Origin of the sequence: Streptomyces canus, from assembly GCF_001514145.1 — a bacterium.
GTDB lineage: Bacteria > Actinomycetota > Actinomycetes > Streptomycetales > Streptomycetaceae > Streptomyces > Streptomyces canus.
This window is the reverse complement of record NZ_KQ948660.1, coordinates 403,643-421,905: the sequence shown is the minus strand read 5'-3', so window position 1 is coordinate 421,905 and position 18,263 is coordinate 403,643. Positions and strand designations below refer to the sequence as shown.

Below are 18,263 nucleotides of genomic sequence, written 5' to 3'. Positions count from 1 at the left end.
CCCATGACCGATCACGGATACGCCGTCCACGCCGAGGGACTGGAGAAGCGCTACGGCGAGAAACGCGCCCTCGACGGCTTCGACCTCGCCGTCCGCGAGGGCACCGTGCACGGCCTGCTCGGGCCGAACGGCGCGGGGAAGACCACGGCGGTCCGCATCCTGTCCACGCTGATCCGGCTGGACGGCGGCCGGGCCACCGTGGCCGGCCTGGACGTGGCCCGGCAGGGGCGCGAGGTGCGGTCGAGGATCGGGCTCACGGGGCAGTACGCCGCCGTGGACGAGGTCCTCACCGGCCGGCAGAACCTGGAGATGTTCGGGCGGCTGTTCCACCTCGGCGGGAAGCGGGCCAAGCGGCGGGCCGCCGAACTCCTGGAGCAGTTCGACCTTACCGACGCCGCCGACAAGGGCGTAGGCAAGTACAGCGGCGGTATGCGGCGCCGGCTCGACCTCGCCGCCTCCATGATCCTCGCACCCGCCGTGCTCTTCCTCGACGAGCCGACGACGGGCCTGGACCCCCGTAGCCGCGGCGAAGTCTGGGATTCCGTACGGGCGTTGGTCGCGAGCGGCACCACCGTCCTGCTGACCACGCAGTACCTGGAGGAGGCCGACAAGCTCGCCTCCCGCATCACCGTCATCGACCAGGGCCGGTCCATCGCCGACGACACCCCGGACGGGCTCAAGGACCGGGTCGGCGGCGACCGTATCGAGGTCGTGGTCGCCGAGCGGTCGGAGATCCCGCGCGCGGTGAAGGTCGTCGCCCGGGTCTCCGACGGCGAACCCGAGACGGAGGAAGGGGAGTTGCGGGTGCACGCCCCCGTGGTCGACCGCGTCTCCGCGCTCACCGAAGTCGCCCGCACCCTCCAGGACGAGGGCGTGCGGGTCGAGGACATCGGACTGCGCAGGCCGAGCCTCGACGACGTGTTCCTGCGCCTGACCGGACACCGGACGGAGAAGGAGACGGCTGCATGAGCACCATGGAGGCCACCCACGGCCGTACCTACTGGGCCCTCGCCGACGTGTGGAACATCGTCCGCCGGGGCCTCACCCACTACCGGCGCCAACCCATCAATATCGCCTGGCAGCTGGGCTTCCCGATCCTCTCCGTCCTGCTCTACGGCTATGTCTTCGGCAGCGCCATGCAGGTGCCCGGCGGCGGGGACTACAAGGACTTCCTGATGCCCGGCATGTTCGTGATGACGATGGCCTTCGGCTTCATCAACACGGCCACCCTCGTGGTGTACGACGCCACGAAGGGCGTGATCGACCGGTTCCGCTCGATGCCGATGGCCTCGTCCGCGGTGGTCGCGGGGCGCGGGGTGACCGATCTGCTCGTCGCCTGCGCCGAGTTGGCGATCATGATGCTCACCGCGGTGGCCATGGGCTGGCGCCCCGACGGCGGGCTCGGCTTCCTCGCCGCCTTCGGACTGCTGCTGTGGCTCAGGTTCGCACTGATCTGGATCGGGGTGTGGCTGGGCCTGATGGTGCCCAACCCGGAGGCGGCGGGCGGCCTGTTCGCGGTCGCCTTCCCGCTCACGATGATCTCCAGCATCTTCGTCGCACCTCAGCTGATGCCCGACTGGCTGGGCGCGGTGGCCGCGTGGAACCCGATTTCCTCGACCGCTGCCGCCAGTCGCGACCTGTTCGGCACGCCGGTGGGCGGCGGGGACTCCTGGGTCGAGCAGCACGCCCTGCTGATGGCCGGGGTGTGGCCCGTGGTGCTCACGGCGATCTTCCTGCCGCTGGCGGTACGGAGGTTCCAGAAGCTGAGTCGGTGACGTCCCGCGCACAAGTGACGTCCCCTGTCTTGACGTGTTCATGTGACCTGACTTCCATGGGAGGTGCAGGGCTGTGGGAGCGCTCCCACTGAGTTCCGGGCCCGCGCCTCCCGAGAGGAAGCAGCGAACATGTTCCGCAGCTTGCGAAGAGCGCTGTGTGCGGTGGCGGCGGCGCTCCTGTTACCGCTGGGGACCGCTGGTCTGCAGCCGGCCCACGCCGCCGAGACGGCCGGCGCCGGGTACTGGCACACCAGCGGCCGCCAGATCCTGGACGAGTCCGGGCAGCCGGTCCGGATCGCCGGGATCAACTGGTTCGGCTTCGAGACCGGCAACTACGTCGTCCACGGCCTCTGGTCCCGCGACTACAAGTCCATGATCGACCAGATGAAGTCGCTGGGCTACAACACCCTCCGCATCCCGTACAGCGACGACATCTTCAAATCGGGGACGGTCCCCAACAGCATCGACTTCTCCAGCGGCAAGAACGCCGACCTCCAGGGGCTGAACTCCCTCGGCGTCCTGGACAAGATCGTCTCGTACGCCGGTCAGGACGGCCTCAAGGTCATCCTCGACCGGCACCGCCCGGACTCCGGCGGCCAGTCGGCGCTCTGGTACACCTCCGCGGTCCCGGAGTCGACGTGGATCGCCAACCTCAAGGCGCTCGCGACGCGCTACCAGGGCCAGGACACGGTCGTGGGCATCGACCTGCACAACGAACCGCACGATCCCGCCTGTTGGGGCTGCGGGGACACCGCCACGGACTGGCGGCTGGCGGCTCAGCGGGCCGGCAACGCGGTGCTGGGGGTCAATCCCGACCTGCTGATCTTCGTCGAAGGCGTGCAGACCTTCAACGGCGTCTCCGGCTGGTGGGGCGGCAACCTGATGGGGGTCGCGCAGTACCCGGTGCAGCTGAACGTCGCGAACCGGGTCGTGTACTCCGCCCATGACTACGCGACGAGCGTGGCCCAGCAGAGCTGGTTCAGCGACCCGTCCTTCCCCGCCAACATGCCCGGGATCTGGGACAAGTACTGGGGATACGTCTTCAAGCAGAACATCGCCCCGGTGTGGGTGGGCGAGTTCGGCACCACCCTTCAGTCGACCGTGGACCAGAAGTGGCTGGCGGCACTGGTCTCGTATCTGCGGCCGACATCGACGTACGGCGCCGACTCCTTCCACTGGACCTTCTGGTCGTGGAACCCCAACTCCGGTGACACGGGCGGGATCCTGAAGGACGACTGGCAGACCGTGGACACCGTGAAGGACGGGTATCTGGCGAGTGTGAAGGCGCCGGGTTTCCCGCCGAGCGGCGATCCGGGGGACCCCGGCGACCCCGGTGGTGGCACGGCGGCCTGCACCGCCTCCTACTCCGTCAGCAGCGACTGGGGGAGCGGCTTCAACGCCGAGGTGAAGGTGACCAATGCGGGGTCCACGGCCCTCTCCTCCTGGAAGGTGACGTGGACCTGGCCGGGCTCGCAGAAGGTCACCTCCCTGTGGAACGCGTCGTACACCCAGACCGGCTCGACCGTGACCGCGACGAACGCTTCCCACAACGGGGCGGTGCCGGTGGGGAGTTCGGCGAGTTTCGGCTTCGGGGGAGCACCCGGGGGCGGGGGTGTGCCGGCGGTGAGCTGTACGGCCGCGTGAGGGCCGGGTGACGGGGCGCTCGGCGGGTGCCGGGCGCCCCGTCAACGGGGGAAATGCCGGAGCTTCTCTACTCACCCAGCGAAGCCGCGAGAAGGGCGGCGGTTTTCTCTCCCGCTCGCTGTTTGACCAAGCCTTCCTTGGCAGCTGCACGAAGCCTGACCTTCGAGTTGCCCGTCCCACCTCTTGTCACCACCGCGGTGACCACGACAGGGTTCAGGCCGCCCGCACCACCGCCGGTGACGACACGGATCGTCTCCTGGTTCGTGTCAGGCTCGACTCGCGTGGGCCCCACCGCTCGTCCGGCTCGACCCAGCACCTCGACGACCCGCTCGACGGCACCCTCGAAAGGCAACGGCATGTCGAGGTCGATCTCATGGACGTTCTTCTTCATCAGCTTGGCCACAAGCCGGGTCAAACGACCGCTGCCCCCACCCACGGCCCCCAGAGCAGCAAGCTCGTCAGCCAGGATCTCGTCCTCACCCCGGTCCACACACCCCACCCTTCATCGCCTGGACTTCCCCTGCAAGGGGGACTCGTTGAGGATGGCTCCTGACCTGGTTTCCACGCACCATCCCTCGGAAGGACATGATGAAGCTTCTCCTCACCGACTCCGGTGTCAAGAACGCGCGCATCCAGGACGCGCTGGTCGACCTCCTGGGCAAGCCGATCGCCGAGTCCAGCGCTCTGTGCATCCCCACCGCGGGGTACGGGGCCCCCGACGCTGATCCTGGCGGCCCATGGCGATTCATCAGCGGACGATCCCCCCTCCCCATGACCGGGCTGGGGTGGAAGTCGGTGGGCGTGCTGGAGCTCACCGCGCTGCCCAGCATCGAGAAGGCGAGCTGGGTCTCCTGGGTCCGGGAGGCCGACGCCCTGCTGGTCAACGGCGGTGACGCGCTGTACCTGGCCCACTGGATGCGGGAATCCGGGCTCGCTGAACTCCTGCCGTCGCTGCCCGACCTGGTCTACGTGGGGCTCAGCGCCGGGAGCATGGTGATGACACCCCGCATCGGGCAGGACTTCGTGGGCTGGAAGCCGGCCACCGGAGGCGACAGCACGCTGGGCCTGGTCGATTTCTCGATCTTCCCGCATCTGGATCATCCGGCCTGTCCGGAGAACAGCATGGCCGATGCAGAGCGATGGGCGGCCGGCATCGGGTGTCCGGCGTACGCCATCGACGAGCAGACCGCCATCAAGGTGGCGGACGGAACCGTCGAGGTGGTCTCCGAGGGGCACTGGAAGTTGTTCAACCCGGCCTCGTGAAGCCCTCCTCCGTCGGACGTACGGGATCGACCGCGTCCTCGGCCAGGCGGGCGGCGCGTTCGTCGAAGTCCTGGCGCGCGCTCCGGATGGCGGTGATGTTCGCCTGGGACCAGTCGGTGATGGATTGAAGGAGCCCGCCCACCTCTCGCCCGAGGCCGGTCAGTCGGTACTCGACGCGCGGTGGGACGGTCGGGTACACGCTGCGGGTCAGCAGGCCCTCGCGTTCCAAGGCGCGCAGGGTCGAGGTCAGGACCTTCGGGGTCACCCCGTCCAGACGGCGCCGGAGTTCGGCGAACCGCATGGGACGACCGTCCTCAAGGGCCACCAGCACCAGCATGGTCCACTTGCTGGCGATCAGCTCCAGCACCGCGCGGGTGGGGCAGTCGCGCAGGAAGACGTCCACGCCGCCGTGTTCTCTCAGGTCGAAGCCGGTATCCATGAAGAACCTCGATATCAGAGAAGTGCCTTCTTCCGCCGGGGGATTGACGGCCGGAGGATCGTCGCATGAAGCGTATGCATGCCATCGTCCAGACCGTCTTCGGCGGCCCCGAGGTGCTGGGCTACACCGAGACCGACCTGCCGGAGCCCGGCCCCGGGGAGGTGCTGGTGCGGGTCGGTGGTGCCGGGGTCAATCCGGGGGACGCGGTGCTCAGGTCCGGCCGGGTCCCCGACCTGGTCACCCTGCCCTGGACACCGGGCAACGACGTGGCCGGGACCGTCGAGCGGGTCGGTGCGGGGGTGACGCGGTTCGTGCCGGGCGACGAGGTGTACGGCATGCTGCCGGTCTCCCCGCGGGGCGCGTACGCGGAGTACACCGCCGCGCCGGCCGCAGCGCTGGCTCCGAAGCCGAAGAATCTCGACTTCGCGCAGGCCGCGGCGGTTCCCCTGGTCGCGATCACCGCCTGGCAGGCGCTGGCCGTGTTGGCCCGGGTCCGGCCCGGTGACCGGGTACTGATCCACGCGACAGCGGGCGGCGTCGGTCATGTCGCGGTCCAGCTGGCCAAGGAGATCGGTGCCCACGTCATCGGAACCGCGCGTCCGGCCAAACACGGGTGGCTGCGCGAACTCGGCGCCGCCGAGCTGATCGACTACACGGCCGGCGACTTCCGTACGGCCGTATCGCCGGTGGACGTCGTCCTGGACCTGGTGGGCGGCGCGTACGGGCCGCGCTCCCTCGACGTGCTCAAGCCGGGCGGGCTGCTCATCGGGGCTTCCATCGATCCCGGTACGGACGAACAGGAGGCCACCGGCCGGGGGTTGCGCTACGTCTGGGTCACGGCCGAGCCGTCCGGGCAGGCACTGGAGCCGATCACGGACCGCATCGAGGCGGGCCGCCTCGAGGTCGCCGTGGAGCGCACCTACCCACTGTCCGAGGCCGCCGCGGCCCACCACGCGATCGAGGAACGGCGCACCACGGGCAAGCTGGTGCTGGTGCCGTGAGGTGGCGGGGCCGGACACTCCAACTGGGCGTCCTCAGCGGCATGTTCACCCGTACGGTTGATCAGGTGGGCATCTGGACGTAGGGCGTGTGTTCGCTCGATTACGTTCCGTCGCATGGTCAGTTCCCAACATGACGCCGTCCATCGGATCTTCCGACAGGAGCCGGATCTCTTGGCCCGTCTCGTGCCGGAGGCGGGCGTCAGGTTCCCCGAGTACAGCTCGATCGAGCCGCTCGACACCGATCTCACCGAGATCAGGCCGTTGGAGCGTCGGGTGGACAGCTTCTTCCGGGTTCGTACGGTCGACGACGAAGGCGGGTTTCTGCTCGCTGTCGAGTCGCAGAGCCATCCGGACCCGGACAAGCACAACAGCTGGGCCTACTACTTGGCGCATATGTATGCCAAGTACCGGTTGCCGCCGATTCTGCTGGTGGTGTGCCGGGACAAGAAGACGGCGGAGTGGGCGAGAGACCCCATCCGAATCGGGCGCAGTTTCCACACGAGCATGGAGGTGTTCCCCTTGGTTCTGGGGCCGATCGGCGTGCGTCCGATCACCGATCCGGAGGAGGCGGCGAAAGACCTGGCGCTCACCACATTCTCCATTCTCATCAACGCCAAGGACCCGGGCATCCTTGCGATACTGGACGCGGTGGCACCGGTGCTGGGGCCCTACGCGGACTGGGCGGAGTACGTCGAGATCGGTCTGGACGAAGGTCCCGGCCGCGAACACTGGAGGGAACTCATGGCCGTGTACACCCCGAACTTTCCCGGCGGCGGCAGCGTCATGGAGGAGGCGTGGCGCGAGGTCAAGACCGAGGGCAAGGCCGAGGGCAAGGCCGAGGACATTCTTCGGGTCCTTGAAGTACGGGGCGTCGAAGTCCCCGACTCCGTCCGGGAGCAGGTCATGTCCTGCACAGACCTGGAGCTGCTGGGTACCTGGTTCGACCGTTCCCTGACCGTGAAGACCGCTGAGGAACTGGTCGCCGACGAGTAGCCGGACGCACGTGAAGGGCGCCCCGCGGCAATGCGCGGGGCGCCCTCGTCGTCGTAGCGGAAGCGGGTGTTACAGCTTCTCGATGACGTAGTCCACGCACTTCGTCAGGGCCTCGACGTCCGCCGGGTCGATCGCCGGGAACATCGCCACGCGCAGCTGGTTGCGGCCGAGCTTGCGGTAGGGCTCGGTGTCCACGATGCCGTTGGCGCGCAGGACCTTGGCGATCGCGGCGGCGTCGACCTCGTCCGAGAAGTCGATCGTGCCGATGACCTGGGAGCGCTTGGCCGGGTCGGTGACGAACGGGGTCGCGTGCTTGGACTCCTCCGCCCAGCTGTACAGACGCGTCGAGGAGTCCTTCGTACGGGCCGTCGACCACGCCAGACCGCCCTGGCCGTTGATCCACTCCAGCTGCTGGTTCAGCAGGAAGAGGGTGGCGAGGGCCGGGGTGTTGTACGTCTGGTTCTTGCGGGAGTTGTCGATCGCCGTCGGCAGCGAGAAGAACTCCGGGACGTGGCGGCCGGACGCGTGGATCCGCTCGGCGCGCTCGATGGCCGCCGGGGAGAACACGCCGATCCACAGGCCGCCGTCGGAGGCGAAGGACTTCTGCGGGGCGAAGTAGTAGACGTCCGTCTCGGACACGTCGACCGGGAGGCCGCCGGCGCCGGAGGTGGCGTCCACGAGGACCAGGGCGCCCTCGTCGGCGCCGGCCACCCGCTTGACCGGGGCGGCGACACCGGTGGAGGTCTCGTTGTGCGTGAACGCGTACACGTCCACGCCCGCCTCGGCCTGCGGCTCCGGGTGGGTGCCCGGGTCGCTGGAGATCACCGTCGGCTCGGCCAGCCAGGGGGCCAGCTTGGCGGCCTTGGCGAACTTCGAGCTGAACTCGCCGAAGGTCAGGTGCTGCGACTTGTTCTCGATCAGGCCGTGCGTCGCGACGTCCCAGAACGCGGTGGAGCCGCCGTTGCCGAGGACGACCTCGTAGCCCTCGGGGAGGGAGAACAGCTCACTGATGCCCTCGCGCACCTTGCCGACCAGGTTCTTGACCGGGGCCTGGCGGTGGGAGGTGCCGAGGAGGGAGGTACCGGTTGCGGCCAGCGCGTCCAGCGCTTCCGTCCGCACCTTGGAGGGGCCCGCGCCGAAACGACCGTCGGCGGGCTTGATGTCAGCGGGAATCTGGATCTCAGCCACGAGGGGAGCGTAGCCGCTGGGGAAACCTGGTCGAAACGTAGTCCGTCGGGTGAGACGCCGGTGTTGACCGGACTGGTTTGCTGGAGTCATGACGGATCTTGAGGCCGATCTGCGGAAGGCCGTCCGGGGTGAGGTCGGTTTCGACGTCACCTCCCGGGCCCTGGTCACCATGGACGCGTCCAACTACCGGCGGGTCCCTCTCGGGGTCGTCGCTCCCCGGGACGCCGACGACGTGGCCGCCGTGCTGGAGGTCTGCCGCACCCATGGCGTACCCGTCGTCCCCCGCGGCGGCGGTACCTCCATCGCCGGACAGGCCACCGGTACCGGGGTCGTGCTGGACTTCACCCGGCACATGAACCGGGTCCTGGCGCTCGACGCCGAGGCGCGTACCGCCGTCGTCCAGCCCGGGCTCGTGCTCGACCGGCTCCAGGACGCCGCCGCGCCGCACGGGCTGCGGTTCGGGCCCGACCCCTCCACCCACAGCCGGTGCACGCTCGGCGGAATGATCGGCAACAACTCGTGCGGCTCGCACTCGGTGGCGTGGGGGACGACCGCGGACAGCGTGGCGGAGCTGGACGTCGTCACCGCGCGCGGACAGCGGCTTCGGCTCGGACAGGAGTGGGCCGGGGCGCCGACGGGGCTGCGGGAGCTGGTCGACGGGGAACTGGCACGGCTGCGGACCGGTTTCCCCGAGCTGCCCCGCCGGATCTCCGGGTACGCCCTGGACGCCCTCCTGCCGGAACACCGGGCCGACGTCGCCCGGTCCTTCTGCGGCAGCGAGGGCACTCTGGGCGTCCTCACCGAGGCCGTCGTCCGGCTGGTGGAGGCGCCACGCGCGCGTGCGCTCGCGGTGCTCGGGTACGCGGACGAAGGCGCGGCCGCCGAGGCGGCGGCGGGGCTGCTGGTGCACCGCCCCCTGACGGTGGAGGGCATGGCGGCCGACCTGGTGCCCTCGACGGCCGCGCTGCCACGGGGCGGCGCCTGGCTGTTCGTGGAGACGGGCGGCTCCTCCGAGGGCGAGGCACGCGCGCGTGCGGAGGACGTCGTGCGCGCGGCCGACGTCCTCGACGCGCTCGTGGTGACCGACCCGGCGGGGCAGCGGGCCCTGTGGCGCATCCGCGAGGACGCCAGCGGTACGGCGACCCGGATGCCGGACGGTTCCGAGGCCTGGCCCGGCTGGGAGGACTGCGCGGTGCCGCCGCAGCGGCTCGGCGCCTATCTGCGGGACTTCCGCGGACTGCTCGTCTCCCACGGCCTGAAAGGCACCCCGTACGGACACTTCGGCGACGGCTGCATCCACGTCCGCATCGACTTCGACCTGCTCACCGGACCCGGCATCGCCCGCTTCCGGCGCTTCTCCGAGGAACTCGCCGATCTGGTGGCGGCGCACGGCGGGTCGCTGTCCGGAGAGCACGGGGACGGGCAGGCGCGGGCCGAACTGCTGCCGAGGATGTACGGCGAGGAGATGGTCGCCCTGTTCGAGCGGGCGAAGGGCATCTGGGACCCGGACGACCTGTTCAACCCGGGAATGCTGGTCCGCCCGGCCCCCCTCGACACCAACCTCCGCTTCTCCGTGCTGCCCCGCGAGCCGGTCGAGGTCGCCTTCGGGTACCCGGCCGACGGCGGTGACTTCTCCGCCGCCGTACGGCGCTGCGTCGGCGTCGCGAAATGCCGTACGACCTCGGCGACCGGGGCCGCCGTCATGTGCCCGTCCTTCCGGGCCACCGGCGAGGAGGCGCACTCCACGCGCGGGCGTGCGCGGCTGCTGCACGAGATGCTGGCCGGTGAGGCGGGCGGGTTGGTCACCGACGGCTGGCGGTCCGAGGAGGTGCGTGAGGCGCTGGACCTGTGCCTGTCCTGCAAGGGCTGCCGCACCGACTGCCCGGTCGGGGTCGACATGGCCACGTACAAGGCGGAGTTCCTGCACCACCACTACGCCGGTCGACGGCGCCCCGCCGCCCACCACAGCATGGGCCGGCTGCCGAGGTGGCTGCGCGGGGTGGACCGTATGCGCGCGGCAGTGGTGGTCAACGCCCTTGCTTCCGTACGGCCGTTGGCGGCCGTTGCCAAACGGCTCGGCGGGATCGCGCCCGAGCGGCGGATCCCGAAGGTGGCGACGGAGACGTTCAGCCGGTGGTGGGACAGGCGAAAGGCCCGGGGCGCCGGTGGTGAACCGGTCATCCTGTGGCCGGACACCTTCACCGAGCATCTCTCACCGTCCGTGGGACAGGCCGCCGTACGCGTGCTGGAGGCGGCGGGACTGCGGGTGGTGCTCCCTCCCACCGTGCACCTGGAGAAGGCGCCGGTGGGCGACGGCAGGACGGTCGCCCTCGACCCGGTGTCCCTCCTGCGCGGCCGGGGCCGGGTCTGCTGCGGCCTGACGTACGTGTCGACGGGGCAACTCGACCACGCCCGTACGGTGTTGCGCCGCACCCTGGACCTGATGGCTCCGGTGCTGGAGACCTCGGCCCCGGTCGTCGTCCTGGAACCGAGCTGCGCGGCAGCCCTCCGCACGGACCTGCCGGAACTGCTGCACGACGATCCGCGGGCCGCCCGGCTCGCCTCCCGGGTCCTCACCTTCGCGGAGGCGCTGGAGCAACTCGCCCCCGGCTGGCGGCCACCGGCCCTGAACCGGCAGGTCGTCGGCCAGACCCACTGCCATCAGCACGCCGTCCTGGGCGACTTGGCCGACCGCCGGCTGCGCGACGCCGCCGGACTCACCGGCGACCTGGCCGGCGGCTGCTGCGGATTGGCCGGCAACTTCGGCTTCGAGAAAGGACACTTCGAGGTGTCGCGGGCCTGCGCGGAGGACCAACTGCTGCCGTCGGTACGGCAGGCACCCGAGGACGCGGTGGTGCTGGCCGACGGATTCTCCTGCCGTACGCAGCTGGAGCAGCTGGCCGGGGTGCGGGGGCGGCATCTCGCGGAGGTGCTCGCGGAGGCGCTTGGGAGCGGTGAAGGTGCCGATGCGGTGGGCGGCCCGTGAAGGGCTCCGGCGCCCGTCGCCCACTGATCAGTCATGTGCACTTCGCGCCGGTCGGCCAGGGCTGAACACACGCGGGCGCAGTGCAGAGTGGCCCCATGACCGACACCACTCTGCACCGCGTCGCCGTCCTCTCCGACATCCACGGCGTGCTCCCCGCGCTGGAGGCGGTCCTGGCCGAGCCGGAGGTGGCCGCCGCCGAGCGGATCGTGCTGACCGGGGACATCACCGCGGGACCCCAACCGGCCGAAGTCCTGGCCCTGTTGAGGGCACAGGGGGAGCGCGTGCTGTGGATCGCGGGCAACGCGGACCGGGAGCTCGTCGAGTACCGCAGGGGAGAACGGCAGGAGATCCCCGACCCGATCGGCCCCTACGCCGCAGCCCAACTGGCCGACGCCGACGTGGAGTTCCTGGCCACCATCGCCGCTGCCCGCAGCCTGACCCTCCCCGTCCGCGGGCTCGGCGAGGTCCTCTTCTGTCACGCCACTCCCCGTGACGACGAGGAGATCGTCCTGGTCGACTCCCGCCCGGCCCGCTGGACGGAGGTCCTCGCGGACGTCCCCGACACCGTCCGCACGATCGTCTGCGGCCACACCCACATGCCGTACGTCCGCCTCGCTCACGGCCGCCTGATCGTGAACCCCGGCAGCGTCGGCATGCCGTACGGCCGCTCCGGCGCCCACTGGTGCCTGCTCGGCCCCGGCACCGACCTGCGGGTGACGCCGTACGACCTCCCGGCGGCCGTCGAACGACTCGTCGCGGAGTGCGACTGGCCGGGGATCGCGGAGTGGGCGGACTACTTCCTCAACGCGCGGGCGACGGACACGGAGGCGCTGGAGGCGTTCGGGGCGCGGGACGGGAGGGCGGGCTCGTAGGCCCCGTTGGGATACTGCCGCGGTGGAAACGAACACCCGTCTCACTGACTGGACCCTGCGTGCCGCGACACCGGCCGATGTCGAGGTCATCGTGGAACTGCGGGCCGTGGTGATGCGCCCCGACCTGGAGCGGCTGGGCCGGTTCGACGAGCACCGGGTACGGCAGCGGTTCCGGGACACCTTCGTCGAGCGGCACATGTCGATCATCATGGCCGAGGGGCGTTTCGCCGGCTGTGCCGCACTGCGGCCGGCCGAGGACGGCCACTGGCTGGAGCACTTCTTCATCGCCCCGGACCTCCAGGGCCTCGGCCTCGGCTCGGCCGTCCTGCGCAGCCTGCTCGCGCGGACCGACGCCGACGGCGAACCCGTCCGCCTGAACGTCCTCCAGGGCAGCGCGGCCCGACGCCTGTACGAGCGGCACGGCTTCGTTGTGGAGAGCGAGGACGCGGTGGACGTTTTCATGGTGCGGGGGCCGCGTCGGTAGCCGTTCGGGGGTTGCCACTGAGCCACCGGGGACAGTCGTATAACGGGTTTACGCACATGACCAGGTCCACTACCGTGGACTGAGCAGTGCATCATGATGGACGAGCCCCGAGTCGATCCCTGGAAGCCCCGTGACCACCTCCAGCAGCGCCCCGACGTCGTCGCCGACCCCGGTGGCCACCACGCCCGCCCACGGCCCCCGCCGCTCCAGTTCCCTCGGTCCCGTCGGCCTGGTGCTCGCCGGGGGCGTCTCCGTGCAGTTCGGTGCGGCGCTGGCCGTGACCCTGATGCCGAGGGCGGGCGCCCTCGGGGTCGTCACGCTGCGGTTGCTGGCGGCCGCGGTCGTCCTCCTCGTCGTCTGCCGCCCCCGGCTGCGCGGGCACTCCCGCACCGACTGGGGCACGGTCGTCGTCTTCGGCCTCACCCTGGCCGCGATGAACGGCCTCTTCTACCAGGCCGTCGACCGCATCTCCCTGGGCGCCGCCGTGACCCTGGAGTTCCTCGGGCCCCTCGCCCTCTCGGTGCTCGCCTCCCGCCGCGCGGTCAACACCGTCTGGGCCGGACTCGCGCTCGCCGGTGTCTTCCTCCTGGGTGGCGGCGACTTCGGCGACCTGGACCCGGCGGGCGTCGCCTTCGCGCTGGGCGCGGGCGCCATGTGGGCGGCGTACATCGTCTTCAGCGCGCGGACCGGCCGCCGTTTCCCGCAGGCCGACGGTCTCGCCCTGGCGATGGCGGTCGGGGCGCTGGCGTTCCTGCCGCTCGGCATCGCGGAGTCCGGCACCAGGCTCCTCGACCCGGTGACCGTGGGCCTGGGCGCGGCGGTGGCCCTGATGTCCTCCGTCCTGCCCTACACCCTCGAACTCCTCGCCCTGCGCACCCTGCCCGCCTCCGCCTTCGCGATCCTCATGAGCCTCGAACCGGCTCTGGCCGCCCTCGCGGGCTTCCTGATCCTCGACCAGGCCCTGTCCGCGCTTCAGGCGCTCGCCGTCGCGCTCGTGATCGCGGCGAGCATGGGAGCGGTCCGGACGCAGGTGGGACGCGGCAAGGCAACGCTCCCGTCGGTCGACTGACCGGGTCGGGGTCGACCGGAGTGTCGTAGTCCGTCGGGGAGTCCCACGATGGACCGTGGGCGTCGGCCACGCGGGCCGCCTCGGCGAGTGCCTGTTCGCTCGGCTCAGTCGGCCCAGGTGACGTCAGCGCGGACCGTGTCGTGCAGGACCGGGAGGCCCCAGTGTTCTGGACCTACCGCCGACGACTCGTCGTACGTCGCCGCGACGGACTCTCCGAAGCGACCGTCGTCATCCATCACCGGGGGACCGTACTGCGGGGGAGGGACCGGGCGCCCCCGAATGTCGAGCCCCCCGCCTATCGAGCCCCGCCCGCATCACTCTCCCAAAATTAATGCAAGCACGCTTGCTTGTTTCCGGACTCGCTGACATTCTCGCCCCATGGCAGACCCCACGCCCGTCATCGACGACCTGTGTGCGGAGAGCGAGGAGCTCGACCTGCTGGTAGCCGGACTGAGCCAGGAGCAGTGGTCGCTGCCGACCCCCGCCCCCGGCTGGACCGTCGCCCACCAGATCGCCCACCTCGCCTGGACCGACCACTCCTCCCTGCTCGCCGTCACCGACCAGGCGGCCTTCTCCCGCGAGGTCGAGAAGGCGCTCGCCGCCCCCGGGGACTTCGTGGACGAGGGTGCGGAGGAGGGCGCCCGCAAGCCTCCGTCGCGGCTGCTCGCCTACTGGCGGGCGGGTCGCGAGGACCTGGCGGAGGCCCTCCGTACGGCACCCGAGGGCGCCCGTTTCCCCTGGTACGGCCCGCCCATGTCGACCGCCTCCATGGCCACCGCGCGCCTCATGGAGACCTGGGCCCACGGCCTGGACGTGGCGGACGCCCTGGGCGTGACCCGCACCCCCACCGACCGGATCCGGCACATCGTCCGCCTCGGCGTCCGCACCCGCGACTTCGCCTTCGGGGTGCACGGACTGACCCCGCCGTTCGAGGAGTTCCGCATCGAACTCACCGCACCTTCCGGTGAGTTGTGGACCTTCGGCCCCGAGAACGCCACCGACCGCGTCACCGGCCCCGCCCTCGACCTCTGTCTCCTGGTCACCCAGCGGGCCCACCGCGCCGACCTCGCCCTGCGCGCGGAGGGCGAGGACGCCGACCGGTGGCTCGACATCGCCCAGGCCTTCGCGGGTCCGCCCGGCGCCGGACGCCCGGCAAAGGGAACGGCCTCCGCCGGCCCGGGAGCGGAAACGGCCTCCGCCGACTCGGGGGAGGGAACGGCTTCCGGCGGTCCGGCGAAGGGAATGCCTCCCGGCGCCCTGGCAGGGGGAGTTGCCGGATGACCCTCCGTATCGGCAACGCCTCCGGCTTCTACGGCGACCGCTTCGACGCGATGCGCGAGATGCTCACCGGCGGTGAACTCGACGTCCTCACCGGGGACTACCTCGCCGAGCTGACCATGCTCATCCTGGGCCGCGACCGGCTGAAGGACCCCGGGGCCGGATACGCCCGCACCTTCCTGCGCCAACTCGAGGAGTGCCTCGGCCTCGCACACGAGCGGGGCGTGCGGATCGTCGCCAACGCGGGCGGGCTCAACCCGTCCGGACTCGCCGACCGGACAAGGGAGTTGGCCGACCGACTCGGCCTGCCGGTGCGCGTCGCGCACGTCGAGGGCGACGACGTCACCGCCCGGTACCCCGGCAGCCTCGCCGCCCACGCCTACCTCGGCGGCTTCGGCATCGCGGCCTGCCTGCGCGAGGGCGCGGACGTGGTCGTGACCGGCCGGGTGACGGACGCGGCCCTGGTCACCGGGCCCGCCGCCGCCCACTTCGGCTGGGAACCGACGGACTACGACCGGCTCGCGGGAGCCGTCGTCGCCGGGCACGTCCTGGAGTGCGGGACACAGGCGACGGGTGGGAACTACTCCTTCTTCCAGGAGGGAGACGTCCGCCGCCCCGGCTTCCCCCTCGCCGAACTCCACGAGGACGGCACCGCCGTCATCACCAAGCACCCCGGCACCGGCGGATTCGTGGACGTCGGCACGGTGACCGCCCAGCTGCTGTACGAGACGCAGGGCGCCCGGTACGCGGGCCCCGACGTCACCGCCCGCCTGGACACGGTCCGGCTCACGCAGGACGGCCCCGACCGCGTCCGGATCTCCGGTGTGCACGGCGAGGCCCCACCCTCCACCCTCAAGGTCGGCCTCAACCGCCTCGGCGGCTTCCGCAACGAGGTCGCCTTCGTCCTGACCGGCCTGGACATCGAGGCCAAGGCCGCGCTGGTGCGGGAGCAGATGGAACCGGCCCTCGCCAAAGCCGCCGAGGCGCGCTGGGACCTGGTCCGCACGGACCGCCCGGACGCCGGCACCGAGGAGGCCGCGAGCGCCCTGCTGCGACTGGTCGTCCGGGACGCGAACCAGGAGATCGTCGGACGCGCGCTCAGCGGGGCCGCCGTAGAACTGGCCCTGGCGAGCTACCCCGGGTTCCATGTGCTGGCGCCACCAGGGAAGGGCTCGCCCTATGGGGTCTTCGAGGATGTGTACGTCCCCCATGGGGCCGTGGACCATGTGGCCGTCCTCCATGATGGGCGGCGGCTCCCCGTGGCACCGGCCCAGGAGACCGCCGTACTCGATGACCCCCCGACACCACCCCTGCCCGAACCGCTGCCGGAAGGCCCCACCCGCCGGGCCCCCCTCGGTCTGATCGCCGGCGCCCGCAGCGGTGACAAGGGCGGCAACGCCAACATCGGGGTCTGGGCCCGGACGGATGAGGCCTGGCGGTGGCTCGCCCACACCCTCACCGTCGACCGGCTGCACGAACTCCTCCCGGAGACAGCCGACTTGACCGTCACCCGGCACACCCTGCCCCACCTCCGCGCCCTGAACTTCGTCGTCGAGGGCATCCTCGGCGAGGGTGTCGCCGCCCAGCACCGCTTCGACCCGCAGGCCAAGGCCCTCGGCGAATGGCTGCGCTCCCGCCACCTGGACATCCCGGAGGGTTTGCTGTGACCGTCATCGACTCCGGCCTGGACACGGCAGGTTCGGACTACCGCGACAACCGCGAGGCCATGCTCGCCAAGCTGGAACAGCTGACCGCCGAGCACGCGAAGGCTCTCGCGGGCGGCGGAGAGAAGTACGTCGAGCGGCACCGGGGCCGTGGCAAGCTGCTCGCCCGCGAGCGCATCGAACTGCTCCTCGACCCGGACACGCCCTTCCTGGAGCTGTCGCCGCTCGCCGCCTGGGGCAGCGAGTACACGGTCGGCGCCTCCCTCGTCACCGGCATTGGGGTGGTCGAGGGCGTGGAGTGCCTGATCACCGCCAACGACCCGACCGTGCGCGGCGGCGCCAGCAACCCCTGGTCGCTGAAGAAGGCCCTGCGCGCCAACGACATCGCCCTAGCCAACCGGCTGCCCTGCATCAGCCTCGTGGAGTCGGGCGGCGCGGACCTCCCCTCCCAGAAGGAGATCTTCATCCCCGGGGGTGCCATCTTCCGGGACCTGACCCGGCTGTCGGCCGCCGGAATCCCCACCGTCGCCGTCGTCTTCGGCAACTCCACGGCCGGCGGCGCCTACGTCCCCGGCATGTCCGACCACGTGATCATGGTCAAGGAGCGGGCCAAGGTGTTCCTCGGCGGCCCGCCCCTCGTCAAGATGGCCACCGGCGAGGAGAGCGACGACGAGTCCCTCGGCGGCGCCGAGATGCACGCACGCGTGTCGGGCCTCGCGGACTACTTCGCCGCGGACGAGCAGGACGCGCTCAGGCAGGCCCGGCGGGTCGTGGCCCGCCTCAACCACCGCAAGGCGTACGGCGATCCGGGCCCCGCAGCGCCGCCCAAGTACGACGCCGACGAGCTCCTCGGCATCGTCCCCGGCGACCTCCGCACCCCCTTCGACCCGCGCGAGGTGATCGCCCGGATCGTCGACGCGTCCGACTTCGACGAGTTCAAGCCCCTGTACGGGACGAGCCTGGCGACCGGCTGGGCCGAGCTGCACGGCTATCCGGTGGGCGTCCTGGCGAACGCCCAGGGTGTCCTGTTCTCCGAGGAGTCCCAGAAGGCGGCCCAGTTCATCCAACTGGCCAACCAGCGCGACATCCCGCTGCTCTTCCTGCACAACACCACCGGCTACATGGTCGGCAGGGAGTACGAACAGGGCGGCATCATCAAGCACGGCGCGATGATGATCAACGCGGTGAGCAACTCGAAGGTCCCGCACCTTTCCGTCCTCCTGGGTGCCTCCTACGGCGCCGGCCACTACGGCATGTGCGGCCGCGCCTACGACCCCCGTTTCCTCTTCGCCTGGCCCAGCGCCAAGTCGGCCGTGATGGGCCCCCAGCAGCTCGCCGGCGTACTCTCCATCGTCGCCCGCCAGTCGGCGGCCGCGAAGGGACTGCCGTACGACGAAGAGGGCGACGCCGCCCTGCGCACCATGGTGGAGCAGCAGATCGAGTCCGAGTCGCTGCCCATGTTCCTGTCCGGGCGGCTCTACGACGACGGCGTCATCGACCCCCGCGACAGCCGGACGGTACTGGGAATGTGCCTGTCCGCGATCCACACCGCGCCCTACGAGGGCGCACGCGGCGGCTTCGGCGTCTTCCGGATGTGAGGAACCCTT

The 18,263-nt window shown here is 70.9% G+C and carries 17 protein-coding genes; 13 read left to right on the top strand and 4 right to left on the bottom strand.

The window, feature by feature from the left end; all coding sequences use genetic code 11:
- Positions 1–3: 3 nt before the first annotated feature.
- From AQJ46_RS18675 to AQJ46_RS18665, 3 genes are all read left to right on the top strand, one after another.
- On the top strand, positions 4–969 hold the full coding sequence (locus AQJ46_RS18675) for an ATP-binding cassette domain-containing protein (protein ID WP_059206661.1): 966 nt from the start codon (positions 4–6) through the stop codon (positions 967–969).
- Positions 966–1,775 (top strand): ABC transporter permease, encoded by an 810-nt coding sequence (locus AQJ46_RS18670; RefSeq protein ID WP_059206660.1) that lies wholly within the window; start codon positions 966–968, stop codon positions 1,773–1,775. The genes AQJ46_RS18675 and AQJ46_RS18670 overlap by 4 nt, the downstream gene beginning before the upstream one ends.
- 129 nt (positions 1,776–1,904) lie before the next feature.
- Entirely contained in the window at positions 1,905–3,419 is a 1,515-nt protein-coding gene (locus AQJ46_RS18665) for a cellulase family glycosylhydrolase (RefSeq protein ID WP_059206659.1), read from the top strand.
- A gap of 67 nt (positions 3,420–3,486) precedes the next feature.
- Here AQJ46_RS18665 and AQJ46_RS18660 read toward each other — a convergent pair whose 3' ends face one another.
- Positions 3,487–3,909, bottom strand: a complete 423-nt coding sequence (locus AQJ46_RS18660) for a hypothetical protein (RefSeq protein ID WP_208616946.1) — start codon at positions 3,907–3,909, stop codon at positions 3,487–3,489.
- Between the two features lie 98 nt (positions 3,910–4,007).
- On the opposite strand from AQJ46_RS18660, the gene AQJ46_RS18655 reads away from it, so the two are divergent.
- Complete coding sequence (locus AQJ46_RS18655; RefSeq protein WP_059206657.1) at positions 4,008–4,682, top strand: Type 1 glutamine amidotransferase-like domain-containing protein; 675 nt, start codon at positions 4,008–4,010, stop codon at positions 4,680–4,682.
- Here AQJ46_RS18655 and AQJ46_RS18650 read toward each other — a convergent pair.
- The gene (locus tag AQJ46_RS18650) at positions 4,666–5,121 is read right to left on the bottom strand and encodes a winged helix-turn-helix transcriptional regulator (RefSeq protein WP_059206656.1); all 456 of its coding nucleotides are present in this window, start codon (positions 5,119–5,121) and stop codon (positions 4,666–4,668) included. The two genes, AQJ46_RS18655 and AQJ46_RS18650, sit on opposite strands and share 17 nt — an antisense overlap.
- Before the next feature lie 65 nt (positions 5,122–5,186).
- Here AQJ46_RS18650 and AQJ46_RS18645 point away from each other — a divergent pair, with 65 nt between their 5' ends.
- Both AQJ46_RS18645 and AQJ46_RS18640 read left to right on the top strand, forming a co-directional pair.
- Positions 5,187–6,122, top strand: coding sequence for an NADP-dependent oxidoreductase (locus AQJ46_RS18645; protein ID WP_059206655.1), 936 nt, complete (start codon positions 5,187–5,189; stop codon positions 6,120–6,122).
- A gap of 171 nt (positions 6,123–6,293) precedes the next feature.
- Positions 6,294–7,115 carry an RpnC/YadD family protein gene (locus AQJ46_RS18640; protein ID WP_225887352.1) on the top strand — a complete coding sequence of 274 codons (822 nt, stop codon included), beginning with the start codon at positions 6,294–6,296 and terminating at the stop codon, positions 7,113–7,115.
- A 69-nt stretch (positions 7,116–7,184) separates the two neighbouring features.
- On the opposite strand, the gene serC is transcribed toward AQJ46_RS18640, so the two are convergent.
- Positions 7,185–8,303: a phosphoserine transaminase gene (gene serC / locus AQJ46_RS18635; protein ID WP_059206654.1), complete on the bottom strand. Its 1,119-nt coding sequence runs from the start codon at positions 8,301–8,303 to the stop codon at positions 7,185–7,187.
- 88 nt (positions 8,304–8,391) lie between these two features.
- On the opposite strand from serC, the gene AQJ46_RS18630 reads away from it, so the two are divergent.
- The 4 genes from AQJ46_RS18630 to AQJ46_RS18615 all read left to right on the top strand — a co-directional run bounded on the left by AQJ46_RS18630 (position 8,392) and on the right by AQJ46_RS18615 (position 13,714).
- A complete protein-coding gene (locus AQJ46_RS18630) occupies positions 8,392–11,289 on the top strand; it encodes an FAD-binding and (Fe-S)-binding domain-containing protein (RefSeq protein WP_059206653.1) in 2,898 nt (965 codons plus the stop codon).
- A gap of 95 nt (positions 11,290–11,384) precedes the next feature.
- Complete coding sequence (locus AQJ46_RS18625) at positions 11,385–12,161, top strand: metallophosphoesterase family protein (RefSeq protein ID WP_059206652.1); 777 nt, start codon at positions 11,385–11,387, stop codon at positions 12,159–12,161.
- A 22-nt stretch (positions 12,162–12,183) separates the two neighbouring features.
- Positions 12,184–12,645, top strand: a complete 462-nt coding sequence (locus tag AQJ46_RS18620; RefSeq protein ID WP_059206651.1) for a GNAT family N-acetyltransferase — start codon at positions 12,184–12,186, stop codon at positions 12,643–12,645.
- 130 nt (positions 12,646–12,775) lie between these two features.
- A complete protein-coding gene (locus AQJ46_RS18615; RefSeq protein ID WP_059206650.1) occupies positions 12,776–13,714 on the top strand; it encodes an EamA family transporter in 939 nt (312 codons plus the stop codon).
- A gap of 104 nt (positions 13,715–13,818) precedes the next feature.
- On the opposite strand, the gene AQJ46_RS58460 is transcribed toward AQJ46_RS18615, so the two are convergent.
- Positions 13,819–13,953, bottom strand: a complete 135-nt coding sequence (locus AQJ46_RS58460; protein WP_263972873.1) for a hypothetical protein — start codon at positions 13,951–13,953, stop codon at positions 13,819–13,821.
- 139 nt (positions 13,954–14,092) lie between these two features.
- On the opposite strand from AQJ46_RS58460, the gene AQJ46_RS18610 reads away from it, so the two are divergent.
- Genes AQJ46_RS18610 through AQJ46_RS18600 form a run of 3 tightly spaced genes read left to right on the top strand, consistent with a single transcriptional unit; the run spans position 14,093 to position 18,254 of the window.
- On the top strand, positions 14,093–14,995 hold the full coding sequence (locus AQJ46_RS18610) for a TIGR03084 family metal-binding protein (protein WP_079072336.1): 903 nt from the start codon (positions 14,093–14,095) through the stop codon (positions 14,993–14,995).
- Positions 14,992–16,659: an acyclic terpene utilization AtuA family protein gene (locus AQJ46_RS18605; RefSeq protein WP_059206649.1), complete on the top strand. Its 1,668-nt coding sequence runs from the start codon at positions 14,992–14,994 to the stop codon at positions 16,657–16,659. Before AQJ46_RS18610 ends, AQJ46_RS18605 begins: the two co-directional genes overlap by 4 nt.
- Entirely contained in the window at positions 16,614–18,254 is a 1,641-nt protein-coding gene (locus AQJ46_RS18600) for an acyl-CoA carboxylase subunit beta (RefSeq protein WP_404828453.1), read from the top strand. Before AQJ46_RS18605 ends, AQJ46_RS18600 begins: the two co-directional genes overlap by 46 nt.
- Positions 18,255–18,263 lie beyond the last annotated feature (9 nt).

Coding starts and splice junctions, on each gene's coding strand:
- AQJ46_RS18625 (WP_059206652.1), top strand. CDS start 11,385: ATGACCGACACCACTCTGCACCGCGTCGCCGTCCTCTCCGACATCCAC.
- AQJ46_RS18665 (WP_059206659.1), top strand. CDS start 1,905: ATGTTCCGCAGCTTGCGAAGAGCGCTGTGTGCGGTGGCGGCGGCGCTC.
- AQJ46_RS18630 (WP_059206653.1), top strand. CDS start 8,392: ATGACGGATCTTGAGGCCGATCTGCGGAAGGCCGTCCGGGGTGAGGTC.
- AQJ46_RS18670 (WP_059206660.1), top strand. CDS start 966: ATGAGCACCATGGAGGCCACCCACGGCCGTACCTACTGGGCCCTCGCC.
- AQJ46_RS18655 (WP_059206657.1), top strand. CDS start 4,008: ATGAAGCTTCTCCTCACCGACTCCGGTGTCAAGAACGCGCGCATCCAG.
- AQJ46_RS18645 (WP_059206655.1), top strand. CDS start 5,187: ATGAAGCGTATGCATGCCATCGTCCAGACCGTCTTCGGCGGCCCCGAG.
- AQJ46_RS18610 (WP_079072336.1), top strand. CDS start 14,093: ATGGCAGACCCCACGCCCGTCATCGACGACCTGTGTGCGGAGAGCGAG.
- AQJ46_RS18605 (WP_059206649.1), top strand. CDS start 14,992: ATGACCCTCCGTATCGGCAACGCCTCCGGCTTCTACGGCGACCGCTTC.
- AQJ46_RS18675 (WP_059206661.1), top strand. CDS start 4: ATGACCGATCACGGATACGCCGTCCACGCCGAGGGACTGGAGAAGCGC.
- AQJ46_RS18600 (WP_404828453.1), top strand. CDS start 16,614: ATGGCTGCGCTCCCGCCACCTGGACATCCCGGAGGGTTTGCTGTGACC.
- AQJ46_RS18650 (WP_059206656.1), bottom strand. CDS start 5,121: ATGGATACCGGCTTCGACCTGAGAGAACACGGCGGCGTGGACGTCTTC.